The organism is Perlucidibaca piscinae DSM 21586 (assembly GCF_000420045.1).
GTDB lineage: Bacteria > Pseudomonadota > Gammaproteobacteria > Pseudomonadales > Moraxellaceae > Perlucidibaca > Perlucidibaca piscinae.
Map to the genome: position 1 here is coordinate 26795 of NZ_ATUE01000006.1, position 20610 is coordinate 47404.

The 20610-nt window shown below is 64.2% G+C and carries 22 protein-coding genes and 2 tRNA genes; 18 read left to right on the forward strand and 6 right to left on the reverse strand.

The features are described from left to right. Window positions 1-64: 64 nt before the first annotated feature. A complete protein-coding gene (locus F595_RS0104035; protein WP_022955592.1) occupies window positions 65-547 on the reverse strand; it encodes a DUF3015 family protein in 483 nt (160 codons plus the stop codon). A gap of 187 nt (window positions 548-734) precedes the next feature. On the opposite strand from F595_RS0104035, the gene htpG reads away from it, so the two are divergent. The 4 genes from htpG to F595_RS0104055 all read left to right on the forward strand — a co-directional run bounded on the left by htpG (window position 735) and on the right by F595_RS0104055 (window position 4714). Continuing rightward, window positions 735-2636 carry a molecular chaperone HtpG gene (gene htpG / locus F595_RS0104040; RefSeq protein WP_022955593.1) on the forward strand — a complete coding sequence of 634 codons (1902 nt, stop codon included), beginning with the start codon at window positions 735-737 and terminating at the stop codon, window positions 2634-2636. A gap of 183 nt (window positions 2637-2819) precedes the next feature. After that, the gene (locus F595_RS0104045; RefSeq protein WP_022955595.1) at window positions 2820-3848 is read left to right on the forward strand and encodes an NAD(P)H-dependent glycerol-3-phosphate dehydrogenase; all 1029 of its coding nucleotides are present in this window, start codon (window positions 2820-2822) and stop codon (window positions 3846-3848) included. Between the two features lie 2 nt (window positions 3849-3850). Continuing rightward, the gene (gene sixA, locus F595_RS12655; protein ID WP_022955596.1) at window positions 3851-4372 is read left to right on the forward strand and encodes a phosphohistidine phosphatase SixA; all 522 of its coding nucleotides are present in this window, start codon (window positions 3851-3853) and stop codon (window positions 4370-4372) included. A gap of 45 nt (window positions 4373-4417) precedes the next feature. Next, entirely contained in the window at window positions 4418-4714 is a 297-nt protein-coding gene (locus F595_RS0104055) for a hypothetical protein (RefSeq protein ID WP_022955597.1), read from the forward strand. 122 nt (window positions 4715-4836) lie between these two features. Here the strand turns inward: F595_RS0104055 and F595_RS0104060 are convergent, their stop codons facing one another. Beyond that, window positions 4837-5613, reverse strand: coding sequence for a hypothetical protein (locus F595_RS0104060; RefSeq protein WP_022955598.1), 777 nt, complete (start codon window positions 5611-5613; stop codon window positions 4837-4839). Window positions 5614-5765: 152 nt separating this feature from the next. Here F595_RS0104060 and F595_RS0104065 point away from each other — a divergent pair, with 152 nt between their 5' ends. From F595_RS0104065 to F595_RS0104085, 5 genes are all read left to right on the forward strand, one after another. Continuing rightward, window positions 5766-6995, forward strand: coding sequence for a DUF445 domain-containing protein (locus F595_RS0104065; protein WP_022955599.1), 1230 nt, complete (start codon window positions 5766-5768; stop codon window positions 6993-6995). A 31-nt stretch (window positions 6996-7026) separates the two neighbouring features. Beyond that, the gene (locus F595_RS0104070) at window positions 7027-7434 is read left to right on the forward strand and encodes a phasin family protein (RefSeq protein ID WP_022955600.1); all 408 of its coding nucleotides are present in this window, start codon (window positions 7027-7029) and stop codon (window positions 7432-7434) included. Window positions 7435-7504: 70 nt separating this feature from the next. Further along, window positions 7505-7580 (forward strand) — tRNA-Gly (locus F595_RS0104075). Between the two features lie 221 nt (window positions 7581-7801). After that, window positions 7802-8521: a tellurite resistance TerB family protein gene (locus tag F595_RS0104080; RefSeq protein ID WP_022955601.1), complete on the forward strand. Its 720-nt coding sequence runs from the start codon at window positions 7802-7804 to the stop codon at window positions 8519-8521. A 54-nt stretch (window positions 8522-8575) separates the two neighbouring features. Then, window positions 8576-8989, forward strand: coding sequence for a DUF4149 domain-containing protein (locus tag F595_RS0104085; protein WP_022955602.1), 414 nt, complete (start codon window positions 8576-8578; stop codon window positions 8987-8989). Between the two features lie 177 nt (window positions 8990-9166). Here F595_RS0104085 and F595_RS0104090 read toward each other — a convergent pair whose 3' ends face one another. After that, a complete protein-coding gene (locus F595_RS0104090; protein WP_022955603.1) occupies window positions 9167-10189 on the reverse strand; it encodes a TerC family protein in 1023 nt (340 codons plus the stop codon). A gap of 114 nt (window positions 10190-10303) precedes the next feature. Further along, window positions 10304-11161, reverse strand: a complete 858-nt coding sequence (locus F595_RS12660; protein WP_022955604.1) for an alpha/beta hydrolase — start codon at window positions 11159-11161, stop codon at window positions 10304-10306. A gap of 169 nt (window positions 11162-11330) precedes the next feature. Between F595_RS12660 and F595_RS0104100 the strand changes: the two genes are divergently transcribed. From F595_RS0104100 to F595_RS0104115, 3 genes are all read left to right on the forward strand, one after another. Further along, a complete protein-coding gene (locus F595_RS0104100; RefSeq protein WP_040568122.1) occupies window positions 11331-12170 on the forward strand; it encodes an alpha/beta fold hydrolase in 840 nt (279 codons plus the stop codon). Between the two features lie 15 nt (window positions 12171-12185). After that, a complete protein-coding gene (locus F595_RS0104105; protein WP_022956247.1) occupies window positions 12186-13346 on the forward strand; it encodes a zinc-binding dehydrogenase in 1161 nt (386 codons plus the stop codon). 392 nt (window positions 13347-13738) lie between these two features. Next, window positions 13739-14506 (forward strand): alpha/beta hydrolase, encoded by a 768-nt coding sequence (locus F595_RS0104115; protein ID WP_022955605.1) that lies wholly within the window; start codon window positions 13739-13741, stop codon window positions 14504-14506. Window positions 14507-14584: 78 nt separating this feature from the next. Here F595_RS0104115 and F595_RS0104120 read toward each other — a convergent pair whose 3' ends face one another. Beyond that, complete coding sequence (locus F595_RS0104120) at window positions 14585-15865, reverse strand: alkane 1-monooxygenase (RefSeq protein ID WP_022955606.1); 1281 nt, start codon at window positions 15863-15865, stop codon at window positions 14585-14587. A 21-nt stretch (window positions 15866-15886) separates the two neighbouring features. Beyond that, on the reverse strand, window positions 15887-16537 hold the full coding sequence (locus tag F595_RS0104125; protein WP_022955607.1) for a TetR/AcrR family transcriptional regulator: 651 nt from the start codon (window positions 16535-16537) through the stop codon (window positions 15887-15889). A 108-nt stretch (window positions 16538-16645) separates the two neighbouring features. Here F595_RS0104125 and F595_RS0104130 point away from each other — a divergent pair, with 108 nt between their 5' ends. From F595_RS0104130 to F595_RS12665, 6 genes are all read left to right on the forward strand, one after another. After that, window positions 16646-17695, forward strand: a complete 1050-nt coding sequence (locus F595_RS0104130) for an AraC family transcriptional regulator (RefSeq protein ID WP_026913212.1) — start codon at window positions 16646-16648, stop codon at window positions 17693-17695. A 96-nt stretch (window positions 17696-17791) separates the two neighbouring features. Then, window positions 17792-18667 carry a 4-hydroxy-tetrahydrodipicolinate synthase gene (dapA, locus tag F595_RS0104135; RefSeq protein WP_022955609.1) on the forward strand — a complete coding sequence of 292 codons (876 nt, stop codon included), beginning with the start codon at window positions 17792-17794 and terminating at the stop codon, window positions 18665-18667. After that, window positions 18667-19239, forward strand: a complete 573-nt coding sequence (gene bamC, locus F595_RS0104140) for an outer membrane protein assembly factor BamC (RefSeq protein WP_022955610.1) — start codon at window positions 18667-18669, stop codon at window positions 19237-19239. Before dapA ends, bamC begins: the two co-directional genes overlap by 1 nt. 24 nt (window positions 19240-19263) lie before the next feature. Beyond that, a complete protein-coding gene (gene purC / locus F595_RS0104145) occupies window positions 19264-19977 on the forward strand; it encodes a phosphoribosylaminoimidazolesuccinocarboxamide synthase (RefSeq protein ID WP_022955611.1) in 714 nt (237 codons plus the stop codon). Between the two features lie 90 nt (window positions 19978-20067). Further along, window positions 20068-20158, forward strand: a tRNA-Ser gene (locus tag F595_RS0104150). 79 nt (window positions 20159-20237) lie between these two features. Continuing rightward, complete coding sequence (locus tag F595_RS12665) at window positions 20238-20594, forward strand: DUF2789 domain-containing protein (protein WP_322782713.1); 357 nt, start codon at window positions 20238-20240, stop codon at window positions 20592-20594. Window positions 20595-20610: the final 16 nt, after the last annotated feature.

The window sequence follows — 20610 nt, forward strand, 5'->3', positions numbered from 1 at the left end:
CGTCCGTGAGAAATCGTGTTAAGAGATCACGCCCTGCCGGGGCAGGGCGTGACGACAGCGACGATCAGGCCTTGGTGGTGTAGGCCGACAGGCGTTCGTCGCGGGCCATGACGGCATCCAGCGCATTCAGCACATCGCCGGCGGTGGCGTTGGCGGGCGCGAAGATTTCGCCGAAGTGGCTGCGGGTGGCCTGGAAGAACACCGGCTTGTCAGCCTCGGTGACGCCCATCAGGTCGGCGAGCACGTTCAAGGTTTCGCCCTGGCCGACCGACATGTCACGTGCCAGCTTCTCGATGTTGGAGCCGGTGAACATGCTCAGACGCACGCGCGAAGTGATGGTGCCGTTCTTCTGGCAGCCCAGGGTGCCGGTGGAGATGCCGAAGGTCTGGTTGCCCAGGGTGCCGTTGGTGGTGGCGGCAAGTACCTTGGGCAGCAGGCCCGACTGGCCGGCCCACAGGGCGGTGCCGAGACCGCAACCGACGTCCTGGTCGGCAAACGAGACGGTGCTGGCGCAGCTCAGCACGGCAACAGCAAGCAGCTTTTTCATTCTGTGTCCCTCATGTCTTGGAAGGTGCTTGGGCGATGCCGCAAGCATGACATCGAGTCTAGTCGCATTTTTGTCGGAAACGCAGCTGCCGCCGTCTGTTTTCTCGACAAACGGCACCCTTGAGTTTTCGCCATCCGGCACCACATCAGAAACACGTCCGTTTCCTGTCCACTTCCGGAGAACTGTCATGAGCACGGCCCCCGAGCACACTGCCCAGCGCGAGACCCTCGGCTTCCAGACCGAAGTGTCGAAACTGCTGCATCTGATGATCCACTCGCTGTACAGCAACCCCGAGATCTTCCTGCGCGAGCTGGTTTCGAACGCGTCCGATGCCGCCGACAAGCTGCGCTTTGAAGCACTGTCGGATGCCAGCCTGCTGGCCGACGAGCCGGAGCTGGGCATCTGGATCGAGATCGACAAGGACGCCGGCACGCTGACCCTGCGTGACAACGGCATCGGCATGAGCCGTGACGAGGTGGTGCGCAACCTCGGCACCATCGCGCGCTCCGGCACCGCCGAGTTCCTGCAGAAGCTGTCCGGCGACCAGAAGAAGGACAGCCAGCTCATCGGCCAGTTCGGCGTCGGCTTCTATTCCAGCTTCGTGGTCGCTGATCGCGTCTCGCTGGTGACCCGTCGCGCCGGCCTGCCGGCCGACCAGGCCGTGCGCTGGGAGTCCGAGGGTACCGGCGAGTTCACCGTCGAGACCGTCAGCGATGCCCGTCGCGGCACCGCCATCACCCTGCACCTGCGCGAGTCCGCCCGCGAGTTCGCCGACAGCTGGCGCGTGCGCAGCATCATCAGCAAGTACGCCGAGCACATCGAGCTGCCGGTGCATCTGCGCAAGCCGTCCGTGAAGGAGGGCGAGGTCGGTGAGTGGGAAGTCGTCAACCAGGCCAAGGCGCTGTGGACGCGCCCGCGCACCGAGCTCAGCGATGATGACTACCAGGGTTTCTACAAGCACATCGCCCATGCCATGGATGATGCCCTGGGCTGGAGCCACAACAAGGTCGAGGGCAAGCTCGAGTACACCTCGCTGCTCTATGTCCCGGGCCGTGCCCCGTTCGATCTCTACCAGCGCGAGGGCGTGCGCGGCCTCAAGCTCTACGTGCAGCGCGTGTTCATCATGGATGACGCCGAGCAGTTCCTGCCGCTGTACCTGCGTTTCATCAAGGGGGTGGTCGATTCCGCCGACCTGCCGCTGAACGTGTCGCGCGAGCTGCTGCAGTCGTCTGATGTGATCGACAGCATGAAGTCGGCGCTGACCAAGCGTGCCCTCGACATGATCGCCAAGCTCGCGGACGACCCGGACAAGTACGCCACCTTCTATGCCGCCTTCGGTCAGGTACTGAAGGAGGGCATTGGCGAGGACCATGCCAACCAGGAGCGTGTCGCCAAGCTGCTGCGCTTTGCCAGCACCGCCAACGACGGCACGCAGTCGGTATCGCTGGCGCAGTACGTCGAGCGCATGAAGCCGGGACAGGACACCATCTACTTCCTGACTGCCGACAACCATGCCAAGGCCAGCCAGAGTCCGCATCTGGAGGTGTTCCGCAAGAAGGGGGTCGAGGTGCTGCTGCTGGTCGACCGCATCGACGAGTGGATGATGAGTTACCTGTCGTCGTTTGACGGCAGGAAGTTCCAGCACGTCGGCAAGGGCGAGATCGACCTGTCGACGATCGAGGGCGGTGATGCCGACAGCGATCCGGTGCTGAGCGAGGAGCAGAGCAAGCAGGCCGAGTCGCTGGTTGCTCGTCTGAAGAAGAGCCTGGGTGAGCGCGTCAAGGATGTGCGCGTGACCACGCGCCTGAGCGAGTCGCCGACCTGCCTGGTGCTGGATGCCTTCGACATGGGCTTCCAGATGCGCCAGCTCATGGAAGCGGCCGGCCAGAAGCTGCCCGAGTCCAAGCCCATCCTCGAGATCAATCCGGTGCATCGCCTGGTCGAGCGCCTGGCGGCAGAGTCCGATGAGGCGCGTTTTGCCGATCTCGCCGAGGTGCTGCTGGATCAGGCCGCGCTTGCCGAGGGCGCCCAGCTGGAAGATCCGGCCGCCTACGTGCGTCGCGTGCAACGCCTGCTGCAGGCGCTCTGAGGCAGGGGCTTCAGCCGTCGCGAGGAATGACGTGACCGTGTGCCGGGAGCACCCTGTACCGGTCATGTCATCTTGCGTATCGTCCGACAGAATTCCTGTGCGACAGACCGCTCGTCAGTATAATCGAGCGATCTGTTACTCTCGGTGACCTGAAGGTCAGGCACCGTCTGCAAGGAATTGTTCATGCCCCAGTTCAAGGTCGCCGTGTTGGGCGGTGGCAGCTTCGGTACCGTGATTGCCAATCTGGCTGCCGGCAACGGTCACGACACCACGCTCTGGCTGCGCGATCCGCAGCAACTCGCCGACATGCGTGCCAGTCACGAGAATACCCGCTATCTGCCTGGCTTCACGCTCGAAGCCGGCCTCAAGTTCAGCGACGACCTGCAGGCCGTCGTTGGCGCTGCCGATGTCATTTTCGTGTCGATTCCCAGCAAGGCCTTCCGTGCGGTGCTGCAGGCGGCACGTCCGGCGTTCCGTCCCGAGCAGATGCTGATCAGCACCACCAAGGGCATCGAGACCGACAGCTTCGCGTTGATGAGCGAAATCCTCGTCGAGGAGTCGGGCCTGTCGCGCATCGGCGTGCTCAGCGGTCCCAACCTGGCCAAGGAGATCATGGCGCGGCAACTGGCCGGCACCGTCATCGCCAGCCATGACGAGGAGCTGCGCGACAGCGTGCATGCCGTGCTGTCGTCACCGTTCTTCCGGGTTTTCTCCAACACCGACGTCTATGGTGTCGAGCTTGGCGGGGCGCTCAAGAACATCTATGCCGTGGCCTCCGGCATGGCGGCGGCACATCAGCTCGGCGAGAACGCCCGTGCCATGCTGCTGACCCGCTCGCTGGCCGAAATGAGCCGTTTTGCCGTGCATCTCGGCGCCAATCCGCTGACCTTCCTGGGGCTGGCCGGGGTCGGTGATCTGGTGGCCACCTGTTCGTCGTCGCTGAGCCGCAACTACCAGGTGGGCTATGCCATCGGGCAGGGCCAGACCCTGGCCGAGATCGTCGAGGATCTGGAGCAGACCGCCGAGGGCATCAACACCATCCAGATGGTCAAGCACAAGTCCGACGAGCTGGGCATACGCATGCCGCTGGTCTGCGGTCTCTACGAGATCATTTTCAATGGTCGCTCGCTCTACGAGGTTGTGCAGGCGATGATGCTGTCGAGCCAGAGCAGCGACGTCGAGTTCGTGCTGCCCAAGCCGGGTGATGTCTGAGCATGAGAATCTATCTGGTACGCCATGCCGAGGCCCAGCCCGAAGCCAGCCAGGATTCGGCCCGCGAGCTGACGGCGCTGGGCTGGGAGCAGGCGCAGCAGAGCGCCGACTGGCTGTGCCAGCAGGTCTCCGGGTCGACGCGTATCCTGATGAGTCCGTATTGCCGTGCCCGCCAGACTGCCAACGTGATCAGCCAGAGCCTGGGCTGCGAGCGCATCGAGATGCTGGACGACCTGATTCCGGACGGCGATCCGCTGCGTGCCGAGCAGAGCATCAGCCTGCATGCCCGCGACGACGTCGAGGAGCTCATCGTGGTCAGCCACATGCCGTTGATCGCGTCCTTGCAGAGCTGGCTGGAAGAAAGCATTCTCACCACCGGCAAGGCATTCACGCTGGCCGAGGTGCGTGCCTTCGAGGCCAGCGTGCTGGCCCCGGGGCTCGCCACCCTGGTGGGCGGTTACATTCCCGGCGAAGATCCGCCGTGCCCGCGTGGTGACCTGCGTTCGCTGATCACGCGCCGCTGAGTCGTTTCACGCTCACATCGTCCTGTTGAATTCCGGAACCCGATCATGCTGATGTTGCAAATGCTGGGAACAGCCCTGCTGTCGAGTCTTTTCACCGTGTTCATGATGCGCTGGTGGCTGCGCCGCCAGGGTCAGCTGGTCTGGCAGCAGCAGATGGATGATCTGCACGAGTCGATTGCCCGTACCGTCGAGGTGCGCGTCAAGCGCGCGGTCATTGAGAGCCTGTCGGAAACCCGGTCGGAAGAGGAGCTGCGCGACAGCACCTGGCGTGCCGCCAAGTCGGGCGGGGAGCTGCTCAACGAGGGGTTGCAGAACCTGCTGGGTCGCCGCCGCCGCGACTGAGCCAGTGATGCAAAGAGGCCCCCGGCCTGCCGGGCTTTGCTTCCATCAGCAAAACCCGGCAGGCCGGGGGCCTCGTACATTGGCAGATTCGTCGCGGTGGCGGCGACTGCGCCCTGGCACTTCTAGCGTCGCCAGATGCGTGCCGCCACCAGACTCAAGGTCAGACCGATCCAGAGCAGGCGCTCCGTGGTCAGGGCGTCAAGGCGCTGGCCCAGGCTGTCGCCCGGCAGCAGCGCAAACGCCATCAGGGTCATCAGCGCCACCACCATGCCGAGGTCCCAGCGTCGCTGCGCCTGCCACAGCTCCTGCTGTTCGGCGAGGTTGATCTTCTGCTGCTCGACGCGCTCGCTCAGGGTTTTGAGCTGGGTCTGGATGTCTTTCATCATGCCCGGCAGGGGCAGCAGGTCGGCGATCCAGGTCGGGTCGTGGCCGCGGATCTTTTCCCAGATGTCGTGCAGGTTCATGTGGTCGTGCAGCCACTTCTGCGCCGAGGTGCGCAGGTTGAGCTGACGCGCCAGACGCACCAGCCAGCCGACCTGGTCAGCATCGCCCCAGACGTGGATGCGCGGCGAGTCATCGAGGCCGTTGCGGCCAGCCAGCACGGCCAGCAGCGACATCACCGTGCCGCTGATGCGGACCTTGGCCGGCCCCGGGCTGTGGTGCGAGAACTCCAGGCCTTCGCGCGTGCACAGCACATAGAACACCGAATTCGGGTCCGAGGTTTTCACGCGCACCACCAGGCCCTCGTTGGCCGCCACCTCGGCACGAGTCGGCGGGTCCAGGTCGATGACGCCATTGATCACCGTTTCGAGGGCACCTAGCCACAACTCCTGCATGAGGGCTGGGCGGGCGTCGAACGTTTCTTCTTCTGATTCGTAGTGCTCTTCGGCCATGGACATCAAGGGTCTCTGCGTGCAGTCATGTCATCACGACAAGGCAAACCGCATTCTAGCCTGCTCGCGCTCGACCACAAGGCGGTTTGGGTATACTCGTCGGATTTGCCGGCCACCCAGGCTGGTTGCTGACCGGGCCCGGGCCCGTATCCGGAGGCATGATCCGCATGCAGGACTGGTTGCCAGCATTCTTGTCGGGGCCGCAGGCCGGGCTGCTGCTGAGCCTGCCGCTGGTGGCTGCGCTGGTGGGCTGGTTCACCAACTGGATCGCCATCGAGATGACGTTCCGGCCCCTGCGCTACATGGGCTGGCGCTTCCTGCACCTGGGCTGGCAGGGCATCGTCCCGGCCAAGGCCGGCAAGATGGCCGGCCTCGTTGTCGATCACGCGCTCACCCGGCTGACCTCGCTCTCGGAGCTGTTCCGCGAGCTGCAGCCGGAGCTGCTGGCTGCGCACATCAGTGATCACCTCAATCGCGACATGGTGTCGCACATCGACGATGTCATGTATCGGCATCATCCGGTGTTCTGGGAGTCGTTGCCCTGGCTGGTCAAGCAGCGCATCCATGCCCGCATCCGGCGTCAGGTACCTGTCGTGGTCGACGGCATCGTCGACGAGCTGGCAGAAAACATCGAGGACCTGATTGATCTGCGCACCATGGTGGTCAGGCAGCTCAGTGCCAATCCGGCCCTGGTGGTGCGCGCCTTTCGCGAGGTCGGTGCCAGCGAGCTGCATTTCGTGGTGCGCTCCGGGCTCTGGTTCGGTCTGCTGTTCGGCTGTGTGCAACTGGCGGTCTGGCTGATCTGGCCCGAGCCCTGGCTGATTCCGATTGCCGGCCTGCTGGTGGGCTGGGTCACCAACTGGCTGGCACTCAACCTGGTGTTCCGTCCGCTGGAGCCCGTCCGGATCGGGCCGTTCCGTATCCAGGGCCTGTTTCTGCAGCACAAGGCGCAGGTCGCGCAGCGCTTTGCGGCGCTGGTGGCTGACGAGGTATTGACTCTGGACAATCTGCTGCAGGAAATCATGCAGGGGCCGCAGGCGGATCGCAGCCGTGCCATCATTCGCCGTCACCTCACGCCGGTGCTCGACAACAATCTGGTCCAGGCCGTGGTGCAGTTCGCGGTCGGGGCCGAGGGACAGGCGCAGCTGCGCCAGCAGGTGCTTGGCCACGTCATGTCCTTGTCACTGCATTCGCTGGCCGAGCCTCGCTTCCACCATGAGCGCTCGCGTATGATTGAGAATCTGCTGTACCGACGTATGCTTGTCATGAGCAACGCCGATTTCCAGAATGTGCTGCGTCCTGCCTTCAAGGAAGATGAGTGGATACTGATTGCACTCGGTGCTGCGCTTGGTGGCATGGCCGGTGTGCTGCAAATGCTTTTGGCCTGAGTGCAACAGGCCCTGTGTAGAGAGAAGACGCATGACCGATGACATCCGCAACGCCCGCAGCCGTTTGAAGATCGCCCCCGCCAAGGATCTGCGCAAGTACACGCAGCAGATCTGGCTGGCCGGTCTGGGCGCGTTCTCCCGTGCCGAGGAAGAGGGTGGCAAACTTTTTGACAACCTGGTCAAGGTCGGCGAGGAGCTGGAGAACAAGACGCGTGACCTGGCGGACAATGCCACCACCGATCTGCGTGACAAGGTCATCGAGAAGGCATCCGACACCCGCGAGAAGGTCGAGCGTGCCATTGATGACCGCCTGAGCAGCACCCTGACGCGTCTGGGTATTCCCAGCCAGCGCGAGTTCGAGGCCCTGAGCGAGCGCATGGATCGGCTTACCCAGGTCATCGAGCAACTGGCGCAGCAGCTGGAAAGTCAGCGCAAATAAGCACGGGCACGTTGACAGCTGTCGGGCGCCTCTCTATGATTCGCGCCCACGGTGGTGCAAACACGCCGATGCGGGAATAGCTCAGTTGGTAGAGCACGACCTTGCCAAGGTCGGGGTCGCGAGTTCGAGTCTCGTTTCCCGCTCCACATTTCGAAGCCCTTGATGCCTCACAGCTCAAGGGCTTTGTCGTTTCTGGCGCCTGAAAATCACGGTTTTCCCGCTATTTTCCGCCTGTCTCGCCCGCGGTCAACCAGCGCTTGTACATGTCGTTTTCTTGAGATGGGCTTTTAGACTAGCTCTGCAACCTGCTCAGGTTGCACGATGTCGTTAGCAAGACTTCCAGCCGACATGAATCAGGTGACCTTCAATGAATCCCAATGATCTGCTCGAACAGTTTCTGGGCGTGAAATCGTCAGACTCGACGCGTAAAACGCAGGCAAGCAACCCGTCGGCATCAGGCTCCCTCGATCTTGGCAGCTTCGGTGGCGGGGCGCTGGCAGGCGGCATTCTCGGCTTGCTGCTGGGAAACAAGAAGGCCCGAAAGATGGCCGGCGGTGTTGTCGGCTACGGCGGCGCCGCCGCTGCCGGTGCCATGGCTTACAAGGCTTACCAGAGCTGGCAGCAGGGCAGAGAGGTGGCTGCGGCGCCGGTGGTGACGGCTGAGGATATCGTGCAGGTTGACCACACCTTCCAGCCCGCCGCCATGAAAACCCGGAATGGACAACCGTTTCAGCTGGTCATGATCAATGCCATGATCGCAGCCGCAAAAGCGGATGGCCATGTCGATGCCGCAGAAATGAAGACGATCTTTGACCGGGTTGAAAAAATGTCGCTGGATGCCGAAAGCAAGGCATTCGTGTTTGATGCGTTGAGCCAGGCAACGGATATCGACGCACTCGTTTCCGCGGTCAATGGTGTCGAGCAGGCTGCAGAGGTCTATCTGGTGTCCAGATTAGCCGTGGACGTGGATCATCCTGCCGAGCGCATCTACCTGGATGTGCTGGCGAACAAGCTCAGTCTGCCGCGCGAGCTGGTGACACATCTTGATCATCAAGCCGACCATGCGCGCATTCAGCTGCGCGGGTGATCCGGCAGGCTTGCATGGTTAGACGGCACGCAGTCGGATTCCGGGAGCGGCATCATGTCGACCATCGTTGAGGTTTCTGAAGTCATTGCCGTACTGGCTACGGCATTGCTGTTCGGTGGCATGACCCTGTTTGCCGGAGGACTGGCCGCCTTCCTGTTTTCCGTGCTGCCCGTGGCGGAAGCGCGTCGCCTGATTCGTGCCGCGTTCCCCCCGTTCTACCTGCTGGTGATGGCAACGGCGGCCATTGCGGCGCTCGCTGCCATGCCCCTGTCGAGCATGGCGGCTGGCCTGTTGCTGACCATTGCCGTGACCACCTGGCCGACGCGCCAATTCCTGATGCCTGCCATCAACCATGCATCCGACACGGGTGCTAGTCAGCGCTTTCATCTGCTCCATGGTCTGTCCGTGATCATCACGCTTGGCCATATCGTGGTCAGTGGCTGGGTGTTGGTAACATTCGCCACCTGACATTGGCAGGGGGCATCGCGATCCCTGCTGTCCTGGTGCGCCTGGCTCAAGCGCGACGCGGCTTACACCGTGCTCAACGTGTTCTGGATATTGGTCGGGGTGGTCGGCATCTGGCGTGCCCTGCCGGCATCCTGATCAGGCAGCGCTGCTGCCACCGCCTGATCAGGGCGCTCTCGATCATTCCGGACGCGTCTCTTCCTTCTTCGCTGCGAACGGGTAGGCGCCGGTGGCCTTGCCGCGTGCCGGGATGGCCAGCGACAGCAGCATGGTCACGGCAAGGATGCTGGCGGTCACCGACAGCGACCAGACCACCGGGATCTTGTAGATGTCGATCAGCAGCATCTTGGTGCCGATGAACACCAGCACGATGGCCAGGCCGTAGCTGAGCAGGTGGAAGCGCTCGTGCACGCCGGCGAGCAGGAAGTACATGGCGCGCAGGCCGAGAATCGCGAACACGTTCGAGGTCAGCACGATGAAGGGGTCGGTGGTGATGGCGAAGATGGCTGGTATCGAGTCGACCGCGAACACCACATCGACGATGCCGATCAGCAGCACCACCACGGCCAGCGGTGTCAGAACGCGCATGCCCTGGTGCATCGTGAAGAACTTCTCGCCGTCGAAGTCGGGCGCGATGTGCACCTTGCGGCGCAGCCAGAGCAGGGCGGGGTTGTTGTCGAGATCCGGTTCCTGACCGGCTGCCCACCACATCTTGATGCCGGTGAACACCAGGAAGGCGCCGAACACGTAGAGGATCCAGTGGAAGGTGGCGATCAGCCAGGCGCCGACGAGGATCATCACCGCACGCAGCACCAGCGCGCCCAGCACGCCGATCATCAGCACGCGCTTCTGGTACTCCGCCGGCACCGCGAAATAGGTGAACAGCATCAGGAACACGAAGACGTTGTCGACGGCCAGCGCCTTCTCGATCAGGTAGCCGGTGATGAACTCGATGGCCTTGGTGTCGGCGACGGCCTTGACCGCGGCATCGTCACCGGTGCCGCCCAGCATCCACCACAGCCAGCCCACGAACACGAAGGACACAGCGACCCAGACCAGGGACCAGATGCCCGCTTCGCGCATGGACACCTTGTGCGCGCCTTGGCGGTTCAGGGCGAAGAAGTCGAGTATCAGCGCCACGACAACGAAGAGGGCGAAACAGGACCACATCAACGGGGTGCCGATGGTCGTCATGGTGTTCATTCCGGGTGGGTCTCCTGATCATTGATCGGTTGGTGGTTGCGCGCAAGTGCCATGCGGCATGGTCAGTGCCGGCAATCAGCACAGCATGGGCTTTCGGAGGACGCGCCTGGTCGGTCATTCGGCAGATGGCAGGGTCTGCCTTGCGACAGAGGGGGCTGGCGCCGCGAACTGCGACCTGAGGAAGGCGATGGCTTCGTCTGTCACCGCGCCGGGGAAGAGCGCGGCGGTGATGTGGCCCTTGAGCGGCAGCCAGCGCAGCGTTGCCGGCACCCCGGCCGCGTGCAGCGCCGCCTGCATGCGTTCGGCCTGCGTCGGTTCGACCAGGCGATCCAGGCGTCCATGATAAAGATAGAAGGGAGCGCTGGCGGAGGTGACCTGGGTCACCGGCGAGGCGTCTGCCCAGCGCGCCGGTTGCGCCGACAGCGAGTCACCCAGATAGGCGTTGACCATCGCCGAGTCCGGCCACAGACGCAGATCGGCGGGGATGCCGCCGGCGACCACGGCGCGCACCCGTGCCGCATCGGGATCGTCAGTCGGTCGGGTGCCGAGCAGGGCCGCCAGATGGGCCCCGGCCGAGTAGCCCCAGGCCGCGACGCGCTGTGCATCCAGACCGAGTGCCGGGCCTTCGCGGGTGAGCCAGCGCAATGCCTGCTGAAGGTCGTCCCGGGGGGCAGGATGCCGGCCCAGTTCACCCAGCCGGTAGCTGGCTGACAGGCAGGCCATGTCTGCCCTGACCAGCGCCTGACACAGCTGGGTGACGTAACTGTCCTGGCGGCTGCCGCTGCGCCAGCCACCGCCATGCACCATCAGCACCACCGGATGCGGTCCGGCTCCGGCTGGCCGGTACAGATCGGCCTGCAAGGCCGCAGGCCAGCCCGGCGGCGTGTAGGTGATGTCGCGCAGCACGCGCTCGGCGTGTGCCGGCAGGCACAGTGACGCAAGCAGCAAGGGCAGGGCATGGCGCATGGGCATGGGAAGACTCCTCGTCATGACCTCATCCTAGGGAGGCGGCACGCGGTCTGTCACGTGGACACGCACCACGCACCTGTCTGGCGTGCGCATGCTTCCGTCTGATCCTCGTCGTCGCGACAGACGGTTCTGCTAAGGTTCCAGCCAGTCTCGTCGCCACAGGAATCTCGTCATGGACACCACGCTCATCCCTCAGCAGATCGCCGTCGAACGTGCCAAGCTGACGGTCTGGACGGCTGGAAGCGGTCCGGCCGTGCTGCTGGTGCACGGCTTTCCCGATGATCATTCGGTATGGCGTCATCAGGTGCCGGCGCTGGTGCAGGCCGGCTACCGGGTGGTGGTGCCGGACATGCGTGGCTGTGGCGAGTCCTCGATGCCGCGACGCGTGTCGGACTACCGTCTTGCCTATCAGATCGAGGATCTGCAGACCGTGATCACGGCGCTGGGGCTGGATGAGGTGCATCTGGTCGGACACGACCTGGGGGCGGTGATCGCCTGGCAGTTCGCCATGGCGCATCCGGCCCTGGTGCGCTCCTATGCCGCGCTCTCGGTGGGGCATCCGCGCGCCTATGCCACTGATGGCATCAAGCAGAAGCTCATGGGCTGGTATGCCGCCGTGTTCCAGGTGCGTGGCCTCGGCGAGCTGCTGATGAGCGGTCGCGAGTGGGCGCTGGGGCGACGTCTGCTCGGCAATCACCCCGAGGTCGAGCACTGGGCCCGTCGCCTGAAGGCACCGGGGCGCCTGACCGCCGCCATCAACTTCTACCGCGCCAACATCGGTCCGCTGATGCTGCGCCGCGATTATCCACCGGTCACCATGCCGGTCATGGGGGTCTGGAGTGACGGTGATCGCTACCTGACCGAAAGCCAGATGACACGCAGCGAGGCCATGGTCAGTGGCGGATGGCGCTATCATCGCGTCCAGGGCGCCAGCCACTGGCTGCAGCTGGATCAGCCGGAGCAGGTCAATCGCCTGCTGCTGGATTTCATGGCCGCGCACCCGGTGCGTTGAGCAAGGAGAAAATTGATGAGAGCGGTGGTTTGCCAGAACGAGCACTTGCAGGTGCGCGAGATCGCGGATCCGGTTCCACAGAAGGGGCAGGTGCTGCTCAAGGTGCTGCGTTGCGGCATCTGCGGTTCCGACCTGCACTTGCGGCATCACTGTGACCACATGTCGGCGCTGTCGCTGCGCGTCGGCCTGCCGGGATTTCCCACCAGCAAGGACGCCATCGTCTTCGGTCACGAGTTCTGCGGCGAGATTCTCGAGCATGGCAAGGGCAGTCGCCGCAAGCTGCCGGTGGGGACGCGCGTCTGTGCCGTGCCCATGCTGCGTCGTGGCCAGGCCATTGACCTGATCGGCCTGTCGGCCACGTCGCACGGTGCCTATGCCGAGCGGGTGGTGGTCCAGGAGCCGTTGATGGAGGCGATTCCCAACGGCCTCAGCGATGACATGGCGGCACTGACCGAGCCCATGGCGGTGGCCCTGCATGCAGTGCGTCGCAGCGAGGTGCGCAAGTCCGACGTGGCCGTGGTCATCGGCTGCGGACCGGTCGGTCTGGGCGTCATCGCCATGCTCAAGGCACGCGGTGTGCGCACCATCATCGCCAGCGACTTCTCGCCCGGCCGGCGCGCGCTGGCGCAGCAGTGCGGTGCCACCGTGGTGATCAATCCGGCCGAGTCATCGCCGTTCACCAGCTGGGCCGAGTTCGGCCACATCGGCACCATGGCCGGCCTGCTTGAGCTGGGTGTGTCGACCCGCGAGAAGCTGGGCATGCTGCCGGTGCCGTGGTGGCATACCTGGCGCGTTGCCGAGAAGGCCGGCCTGGCGCCCAAGCGTCCGGTGATCTTCGAGTGCGTGGGCGTGCCCGGCGTGTTGCGCCAGCTCATGGACGGCGCGCCGCTGATGTCGCGCATCGTGGTGGTTGGGGTGTGCATGCAGGCTGACACCATCGAGCCTGCCATCGGCATCAACAAGGAGATCGAGCTGCGCTTCGTGCTTGGCTACTCGCCGCTGGAATATCGCGACGCGCTGCATCTGCTCGCTGAAGGCAAGGTCAATGCCGGCTGCCTGATCACCGGCACGGTGGGGCTGGATGGTGTCGAGCAGGCCTTTGCCGCGCTCGGCAATCCCGAGCGTCATGCCAAGATCCTGATCGATCCCTCGCGTTCGGGGCTGGCCGTTCTGTAACACGGCGCCGCCACCCCGTATCCGTGTGACGGGGTGGCGGCGACTGTGTAACCCGTCATGGCTTCTGTGCATTCCTGCGTAACGACTGTGACGGTTTGTCACCGGATTGTCTGACACCGGGTAACACGCCGTCACAACCTGCCAGCACAAACTGCACTGAAGCCTTGCTGCCTGCTGCCGTACTGTTCGCAATGAAAACAGGGCTTTAGGATGCTTTCCCATGCCGACAGGGTCGTACGTCTTTCATTACAGCTGCCTGGCGATCGCGGTCGCGATGATCAGCTTCACCCTGCTGACGGGCTGAGCAGACGCTCGACAGTGAGGCCGCTGCTCGGGTAGCGTCGACGACTTCCTGGCCACGCGGTGTGGCCGCCTGACACAGGGGAGTCGACATGACTGCACGTCCGCCCGTGGTGATGATTCACGGCATGTGGTCCCAGGGCCGCATCTGGGACACCTTCCGGACGCCGTTCGAGGCTGCCGGTCACGTGGTATACACCCCCACCTTGCGTCATCATGCCCCGGGCGCGCCGCATCCTGATCTGGGCACGACCAGCCTGCGTGACTACGTCAACGACCTTGCCGATTTCATCGCCACCTTGCCTGAGCTGCCTATCCTGGTGGGTCACTCCATGGGCGGCCTGCTGGCTCAGCTGCTGACAGCGCGTGGTCTGTCCCGCGCCACCGTGATGCTGGCGAGCGCGCCGGCGCGCGGCGTGTTTCCGATCCGGCCAGTGATGCTGCCGGGTACTGCCCGCATTTTCAGCACCCCCGGTTTCTGGAGGAAACCTCATCGCCTCACTGCGTGGGAGGCGCATTACGCGGTGTTCAACGTGCTCGATCGACAGGCATCCGATCTCGAGCATGCACGGCTGGTACATGAGTCCGGCAAGGCGGCGGCCGAGATCGTGTTCGCTGCGTTTCAGCCCCATGGGGCTGCCAGCGTGGATTTCCAGGCCAATCGGGTGCCGCTGCTGAGTCTGGCGGGAGGCCGGGATCGCATCGTGCCGGCCAGTGTCTGTCGTCGCAATGCCGCTCTCTATGGCGAGCGCTGCCACTTTCACGTGTATCCCGAGCAGGCGCATTTCCTGATCGGGGAGCCGGGCTGGGACAGGGTGGCTGCCGACACACTGGCATGGATCAGGGCGCACGGAATCTGACCGGGGCATGCCTTGCCGCCCATGAAAAAGCCCCGGATGAACCGGGGCTTTTCAGTCAGGCGGTTGAATCGCTGGCGGTCAGGCCTTCGATTCCTCACCCACGGTCAGCGCATCGGCCGCCACCATGTTGGGCAGCGACTCGGCCGGATCATCGGCGAGGACTGCCGGCCTGCCGAAGCGGGCGTAGATGGCCTCGCGGGCTTCCGGTTGCATGTTGATGCGGCTCAGATCGCCCTTGTAGTGGTCGACCACGCGCTGGTCCATCATGCCGAACCACCATGACGGGAAGTACGCCGGCAGCAGCATGGAGGCATAGCCGCCTGGCAGCTGCGGGGTGTTGTCGAAGTGACGCAGGGCCTGGAAGCTGCGGGTCGGGTGTGCATGGTGGTCGCTGTGACGCTGCAGCTGGTACAGGAACAGGTTGCTGACGATCTCGTTGCTGTTCCAGCTGTGTTCCGGACGGGTACGTTCGTACTTGCCCTTGGCATCCTTCTGACGCTTCAGGCCGTAGTGCTCGATGTAGTTGATGACTTCGAGCAGGGAGGCGCCGTAGGCAGCCTGTCCGACCAGGAACGGCACGGCGCGCGGGCCGCCGAACACGGTAAGGGCGCCAAACAGGCCGGCACTCATGGCCCAGCCCTGCAGCAGCTCGTTCTCCAGGCACCAGAAGCTCTTGCCCTTGCGCTCGAGACGACGCTTCTCGATCTCGTAGGCCGACTTGAAGCCGCCAATCACGGTGCGCGGCAGGAACTGCCAGAAGGTTTCGCCCATGCGGCTGCTGGCCGGATCTTCCGGGGTGGCCACGCGCTTATGGTGACCGAACGGGTGCTCGACGGCGAAGTGCGTGTAGCCGGTCGGGGCCAGGGCCAGCATCGAGAAGAAGCGGTCGGTGGCATCGTGCTTGTGCGACAGCTCGTGACCGGTGTTGATGGCCACGCCGTTGACGGCGCCGACGGTGAGGGTCAGGCCGACATAGTCCATCAGCGGCATGTCCTTGCGGCGGCCGGTGAGCCAGGTGGCCAGGGCGAGCGTGGCGTACTGGGCCGGGATGAATGCCTTGACGATCCACTGGTAGTACTTGTCGTTCTCGAGCTTCTCGATGACTTCTTCCGGCGGGTTGGTGGTGTCGGTACCGATCAGGCGGTCGAGTGCCGGAATGATGCCGTGCACGAGTGCCGGGCCGGCCCAGGACAGCGCGCGCAGCTTCTTGGGTGCCACCGCGTAGGCCGAGACGGCGGCGAGGCCGATCACCGGCAGCGCCGGGCTGAGCAGCCACAGGTAGCGCTTGGGATCCTTCCAGTTGGCACCCTGGCTTTGCGGGGCGGTGTTCAGGGTGGTGGTATCGACTTTCGCGTTCATGGAGAACCTCGAGGACGGGGGTCAGTTGGCTTCGCTGCTGGCGCGGGCCGCACGGGCCTGCCAGAGCGACAGGTAGTCCAGCACCATGACAGTCGCCTCGCGGCGGGTCTCGGCACTGATGTAATGCGTGTGGAAATAGCTGGCCTTGATGATGGCGAAGGCGATTTCCACGACATGCATGGCGATGTTCGGGCTGTCTGGCAGGTGGATCGGCGTGTCACGCTGTGCCAGCAGCTCGCGGAAGAAAATGGCGATCTGTTCGTTGCAGCGTTCGCGAGCCAGGTATTCGGCATGGCTGTAAGGGCCGCCGAGAATCAGGCGGGCCGCGGCCGGGTGATCCTTGTAGTAATCGCTGACTTCATCAATGAAGGCGGTCACCAGGGTGGCCACTTCGGCATTGCGCAGACGCTCGCCGACGGCGGTGATGCGCTCCATGATGCCGGTCAGGTGCAGGCCGGTCAGGTGCGCAAACAAGGCTTGCGAGGTCGGAAAGAACGGGTAGATGGCCGTGCGCGGCACATCGGCAGCCAGCGACAGACGCGGAATGGTGATGGTTTCGGGGTTGTCGGTGACCAGCAGCATCTCGGCAGCCGCCATCACGCGCTGCATGCGTTCACGCGAGCGTTTCTGGGCTGGCTCCCGCAGAGCGGGTGTCGACGAGATGTCGTTCATTGATGTTCTCATTGTCGGATGTCGCATTCTCAATTGGTGGTGTCGCTAAATCCTGTCACTTTCTGACATGATATTATCACTTTCTGACATCGTGACTGGTGAGTTGCCATGACGACTGAAGTGCCGGAACTTCCGGTTCGCTACTACGCCAAGTTATTCGATTTGCTCGACGCTGTGGGCTTCGATACCGAAACATTGCTCCAGAAGGCAGGAATTTCCCGACGGTTGTTGGCTAAGCCGGATGCCTGCCTGCGTCTGAGCCAGGTAGAGGCCTTCGTGGATGCCGCCGTGGCCATGGGCATACGCCATGACATCGCGCTCGATCTCGGCGCCATGATCAAGCTCAGCTCGCACAGCATGGTCGGCTACGCCATGCTCAGCAGCCCGACTGTCGACTATGCCCTGCGTACCGCATCGCGCTTCTTCCGCCTCATTCTGCCGTCGTTTCGCATGAGCTGTCGCCATGAGGACGACAGGCTGGTGCTGGAGTTCACGCCGGTGATGCCGATGAGCCGTCTGGTGATGACCTTCCATCTGGAAGCCATCGCCTCGGCCGTGCACCATGAGTTGCGCGAGATCCTGCGCAATGCCATGCCGCCGTATGAGCTCTATGCCTCCTATGCCATGCCGCCGCACGCCGCCCGCTATGCCGAGCTGATGCCGGGCGCGCGCTGCCATTTCGGCTGGACGGCGCGGCCGGGCCTGCGTCTGGTCTATCCGCTGGAGATCGCGCACTTCAGCCCCGAGCTGGCCGACACCGCCGCCTTGCGCATGGCCGAGAACCGCTGCCGAACGCTGGTGCGCAACGTGGTGTCCGATCGTCGCGTGTCGGCCTGGGTGCTGATGATGCTGCGCGAGGCCGCCGACAGCCTGCTCACCCTGGAGGAGCTGGCGCACACCCTGAACCTGTCCCCGCGCACGCTGGACCGCTACCTTGTGCAGGAAAACACCGGTTTCCGTGCCCTGCGAGCCCAGGTGCACCAGGAGCGTGCGCAGGCGCTGCTCGACAACCCGGTCCTGTCGATCACGCAGATCGCGCACGAGCTCGGCTATACCGATGCCTCCAACTTCAGCCGCGCCTACCAGCGCCTGACCGGGCAGACGCCCAGTGCCTGGCGTGCCGCACGTCTGGCCGGAGTGGGTGACGATCCGGTCTGACCGGCTCGGGCGGGGGATTGCCCTTGTGAGGGCCAGACAGGGCCAGTACCATTGGCGGCTTGATTTCCCTAGTCCGCTTACCGCGTGGAGAGCCGCATGATTCTTGGCAGCCTGGTGGCCCTGGCCACCCCGATGACCCCCGATGGTTCGGTGGATCAAGCGGCGCTGAAACAGCTGGTCGAGTGGCATGTCGAGCAGGGTACCCACGGCATCGTCGCGGTCGGCACCACCGGTGAGTCCGCCACGCTGGATGTTGACGAGCACCTGGGCGTGGTGCGCACGGTGATCGAGGTGGCCGCCGGGCGTCTGGCCGTGATCGCCGGCACCGGCGCCAACTCCACCCGCGAAGCCATCGAACTGACCGCTGCTGCCGCCAGCCTGGGCGCCGATGCCGCGCTGCTGGTGACGCCGTATTACAACAAGCCGACCCAGGAAGGCCTGTACCAGCATTACAAGGCCGTTGCCGAGGCAGTCGCGATTCCGCAGATCCTCTACAACGTGCCCGGCCGTACCGGTGTCGACATGCAGAACGCCACGGTCGCGCGTCTGGCCGGCGTGCCCAACATCGCCGGCATCAAGGACGCCACCGGCAACCTCGAGCGCGGCCAGGAGCTGATCAAGCTGGTGGGTGACCGCATGGCCGTCTATTCCGGTGACGATGCCACCGCCATCGAGCTCATCCTGCTCGGTGCCAAGGGCAACATCTCGGTCACCGCCAATGTCGCGCCCGCCATCATGGCGCAGGCCTGCGAAGCCGCCCTGGCCGGTGATGCCGAACGTGCCCGCGCGCTGACCGCGCGCTGCGCCGAGCTGCACGACGTGCTGTTCATCGAGTCCAACCCGATTCCGGTGAAGTGGGCGCTGGCCGAAATGGGTCGCATGGGCCTGGGCATCCGTCTGCCGCTGACCGTCCTTTCCGAGGCCGCCCGCCCGCGCGTGCGCGCCGCCCTGCAAGCTGCTGGAGTGCTGTGATGCGTCATTTGCTGGTAGTGGCTGTCGCCGCCGGGCTGGTGTCCGGATGTTCCTTCCTGCGGGACCGCAGCCTGGACTACGTCCATGCCGAGCCGGGTGCTCCGCTGGCCGTGCCCGAGGGCGTCAACACCCGTCCGATCAAGCCGCTGTACCCGATTCCGCCGCAGCGCCCGAACGATGCCCGCATCACCGAGCCGGTGCAGCCGCCGTTCCCGCCCAGCATGGAACAGGTTGCCGTGGCCGAGCTGCCGGCGCTGCCTAACGCGCCGGGCCGCTCGCCGGTCAAGCTCGGCACGGACGGCAACGGCGTGCCCGAGCTGCGCGTGGTCGGTCCGCGCGAGCGCGTCTGGGACGAGCTGGGGCGCGCGCTGGCCAATGCCGGCGTGATCATCAAGGATCGCAACCAGTCGCTGGGCATCGTCGATGTCAGCATCGACAACGAGGCCTACCAGGTCCGCATGGTGCGTGCCACCGAGGCCTTCGTCATCAACGTGCAGAAGGACGAGGACACGGTGGCGCCGGTGCGCGTCAGCCGCTCGCTGCTGCCCGCCCTGCAGGCCCGCTGGCCCTGATCAACGATTTCCGGAGAATCTGACATGAACAAGGGCGAACTGCTCTACACCGGCAAGGCCAAGTCGGTCTACGCCACCGACGACGCGGATCGCGTGGTCATCCTGTACCGCAACGATACCTCGGCCTTTGACGGCAAGAAGGTCGAGCAGCTCGATCGCAAGGGCATGGTCAACAACAAGTTCAATGCCTTCATCATGGACACGCTGGCGGCCGCCGGCATTCCCACCCACCATGAGAAGCTGCTCTCGGACACCGAATCGCTGGTCAAGCGCCTGCAGATGATTCCGGTCGAGTGCGTGGTGCGCAACTTTGCCGCCGGCAGCCTGGTGCGTCGCCTCGGCGTGGAAGAGGGCATCGCTCTGAACCCGCCGACCTTCGAGCTGTTCCTGAAGAACGATGCCCTCGGCGATCCCATGATCAACGACGCGCACGCCATCTCCTTCGGCTGGGCCACGGCCGAGCAGCTGGCCGAGATGAAGGCGCTGACGCTGAAGATCAACGACATCCTCAAGGACCTGTTCCTCAAGGGCGACATGCTGCTGGTCGACTTCAAGCTCGAGTTCGGCCTGTTCCACGGCAAGATCGTGCTCGGTGACGAGTTCTCGCCGGACGGCTGCCGCCTCTGGGACCGCGAAACCCGCAAGAAGCTCGACAAGGACCGCTTCCGTCAGGGTCTGGGTGGCGTGGTTGAGGCCTACGAGGAAGTCGCCGCCCGCCTGGGTGTGACGCTGGACTGATCCGCGACGCGCGACGGCTGCTTTTTTCGGCAACCGGCGTGCGCGGCTCTTGAGTTGAACGACGCGAAACGTTTATATTTCGCGACCGCTGGAGAGGTGGCAGAGTGGTTGAATGCACCGGACTCGAAATCCGGCATACGGTTCGCCCGTATCGAGGGTTCGAATCCCTCCTTCTCCGCCAGCATTGACGAAAAGGCCCTGACGCAAGTCAGGGCCTTTTTGTTTGGGCGCGCGCGTCATGGCCTGCCCGTCCGTCTGCCATGGCATCGACAGCAGAAATGGGTGTTGCGGCGCAGGTGCTGATGCGCGACGCTCATGTCAGTGTGTGCACACTTCATGAACCGGGTATCGCGGAGACGGACATGGAAAAAAACCATCATCTGCTGAGTGAACTCTTCCTTCAGCTCGGTCTGCCAGCCGGACCGGAGCAGATCAATGCCTTTGTGGCGGCGCATAGTCCGTTGCCGCATGGCACCTCGCTGTCCGAGGCGACTTTCTGGAACACGGCGCAGGCCGCCTTCCTGCGCGAAGCGCTGGAGCAGGATTCGGACTGGGTCGAGGCGGTTGACCAGCTCAACGAGGCCTTGCGGCAGGCACCTTTGCCAAACCTGGAGTGAGCAAGGAGATATGAGC

Bases quoted from the DNA above. Each gene is read 5' to 3' on its own strand.
- F595_RS0104070 (WP_022955600.1), top strand. From the start codon at position 7,027: ATGACCGATGACATCCGCAACGCCCGCAGCCGTTTGAAGATCGCCCCC.
- F595_RS0104045 (WP_022955595.1), top strand. From the start codon at position 2,820: ATGCCCCAGTTCAAGGTCGCCGTGTTGGGCGGTGGCAGCTTCGGTACC.
- F595_RS0104100 (WP_040568122.1), top strand. From the start codon at position 11,331: ATGGACACCACGCTCATCCCTCAGCAGATCGCCGTCGAACGTGCCAAG.
- F595_RS0104055 (WP_022955597.1), top strand. From the start codon at position 4,418: ATGCTGATGTTGCAAATGCTGGGAACAGCCCTGCTGTCGAGTCTTTTC.
- F595_RS12665 (WP_322782713.1), top strand. From the start codon at position 20,238: ATGGCATCGACAGCAGAAATGGGTGTTGCGGCGCAGGTGCTGATGCGC.
- F595_RS0104130 (WP_026913212.1), top strand. From the start codon at position 16,646: ATGACGACTGAAGTGCCGGAACTTCCGGTTCGCTACTACGCCAAGTTA.
- F595_RS0104060 (WP_022955598.1), bottom strand. From the start codon at position 5,613: ATGTCCATGGCCGAAGAGCACTACGAATCAGAAGAAGAAACGTTCGAC.
- F595_RS0104120 (WP_022955606.1), bottom strand. From the start codon at position 15,865: ATGAACGCGAAAGTCGATACCACCACCCTGAACACCGCCCCGCAAAGC.
- sixA (WP_022955596.1), top strand. From the start codon at position 3,851: ATGAGAATCTATCTGGTACGCCATGCCGAGGCCCAGCCCGAAGCCAGC.
- F595_RS0104105 (WP_022956247.1), top strand. From the start codon at position 12,186: ATGAGAGCGGTGGTTTGCCAGAACGAGCACTTGCAGGTGCGCGAGATC.
- F595_RS0104125 (WP_022955607.1), bottom strand. From the start codon at position 16,537: ATGAACGACATCTCGTCGACACCCGCTCTGCGGGAGCCAGCCCAGAAA.
- dapA (WP_022955609.1), top strand. From the start codon at position 17,792: ATGATTCTTGGCAGCCTGGTGGCCCTGGCCACCCCGATGACCCCCGAT.
- F595_RS0104085 (WP_022955602.1), top strand. From the start codon at position 8,576: ATGTCGACCATCGTTGAGGTTTCTGAAGTCATTGCCGTACTGGCTACG.
- F595_RS0104090 (WP_022955603.1), bottom strand. From the start codon at position 10,189: ATGAACACCATGACGACCATCGGCACCCCGTTGATGTGGTCCTGTTTC.
- F595_RS0104080 (WP_022955601.1), top strand. From the start codon at position 7,802: ATGAATCCCAATGATCTGCTCGAACAGTTTCTGGGCGTGAAATCGTCA.
- F595_RS0104065 (WP_022955599.1), top strand. From the start codon at position 5,766: ATGATCCGCATGCAGGACTGGTTGCCAGCATTCTTGTCGGGGCCGCAG.
- F595_RS0104115 (WP_022955605.1), top strand. From the start codon at position 13,739: ATGACTGCACGTCCGCCCGTGGTGATGATTCACGGCATGTGGTCCCAG.
- F595_RS0104035 (WP_022955592.1), bottom strand. From the start codon at position 547: ATGAAAAAGCTGCTTGCTGTTGCCGTGCTGAGCTGCGCCAGCACCGTC.
- bamC (WP_022955610.1), top strand. From the start codon at position 18,667: ATGCGTCATTTGCTGGTAGTGGCTGTCGCCGCCGGGCTGGTGTCCGGA.
- F595_RS12660 (WP_022955604.1), bottom strand. From the start codon at position 11,161: ATGCCCATGCGCCATGCCCTGCCCTTGCTGCTTGCGTCACTGTGCCTG.
- htpG (WP_022955593.1), top strand. From the start codon at position 735: ATGAGCACGGCCCCCGAGCACACTGCCCAGCGCGAGACCCTCGGCTTC.
- purC (WP_022955611.1), top strand. From the start codon at position 19,264: ATGAACAAGGGCGAACTGCTCTACACCGGCAAGGCCAAGTCGGTCTAC.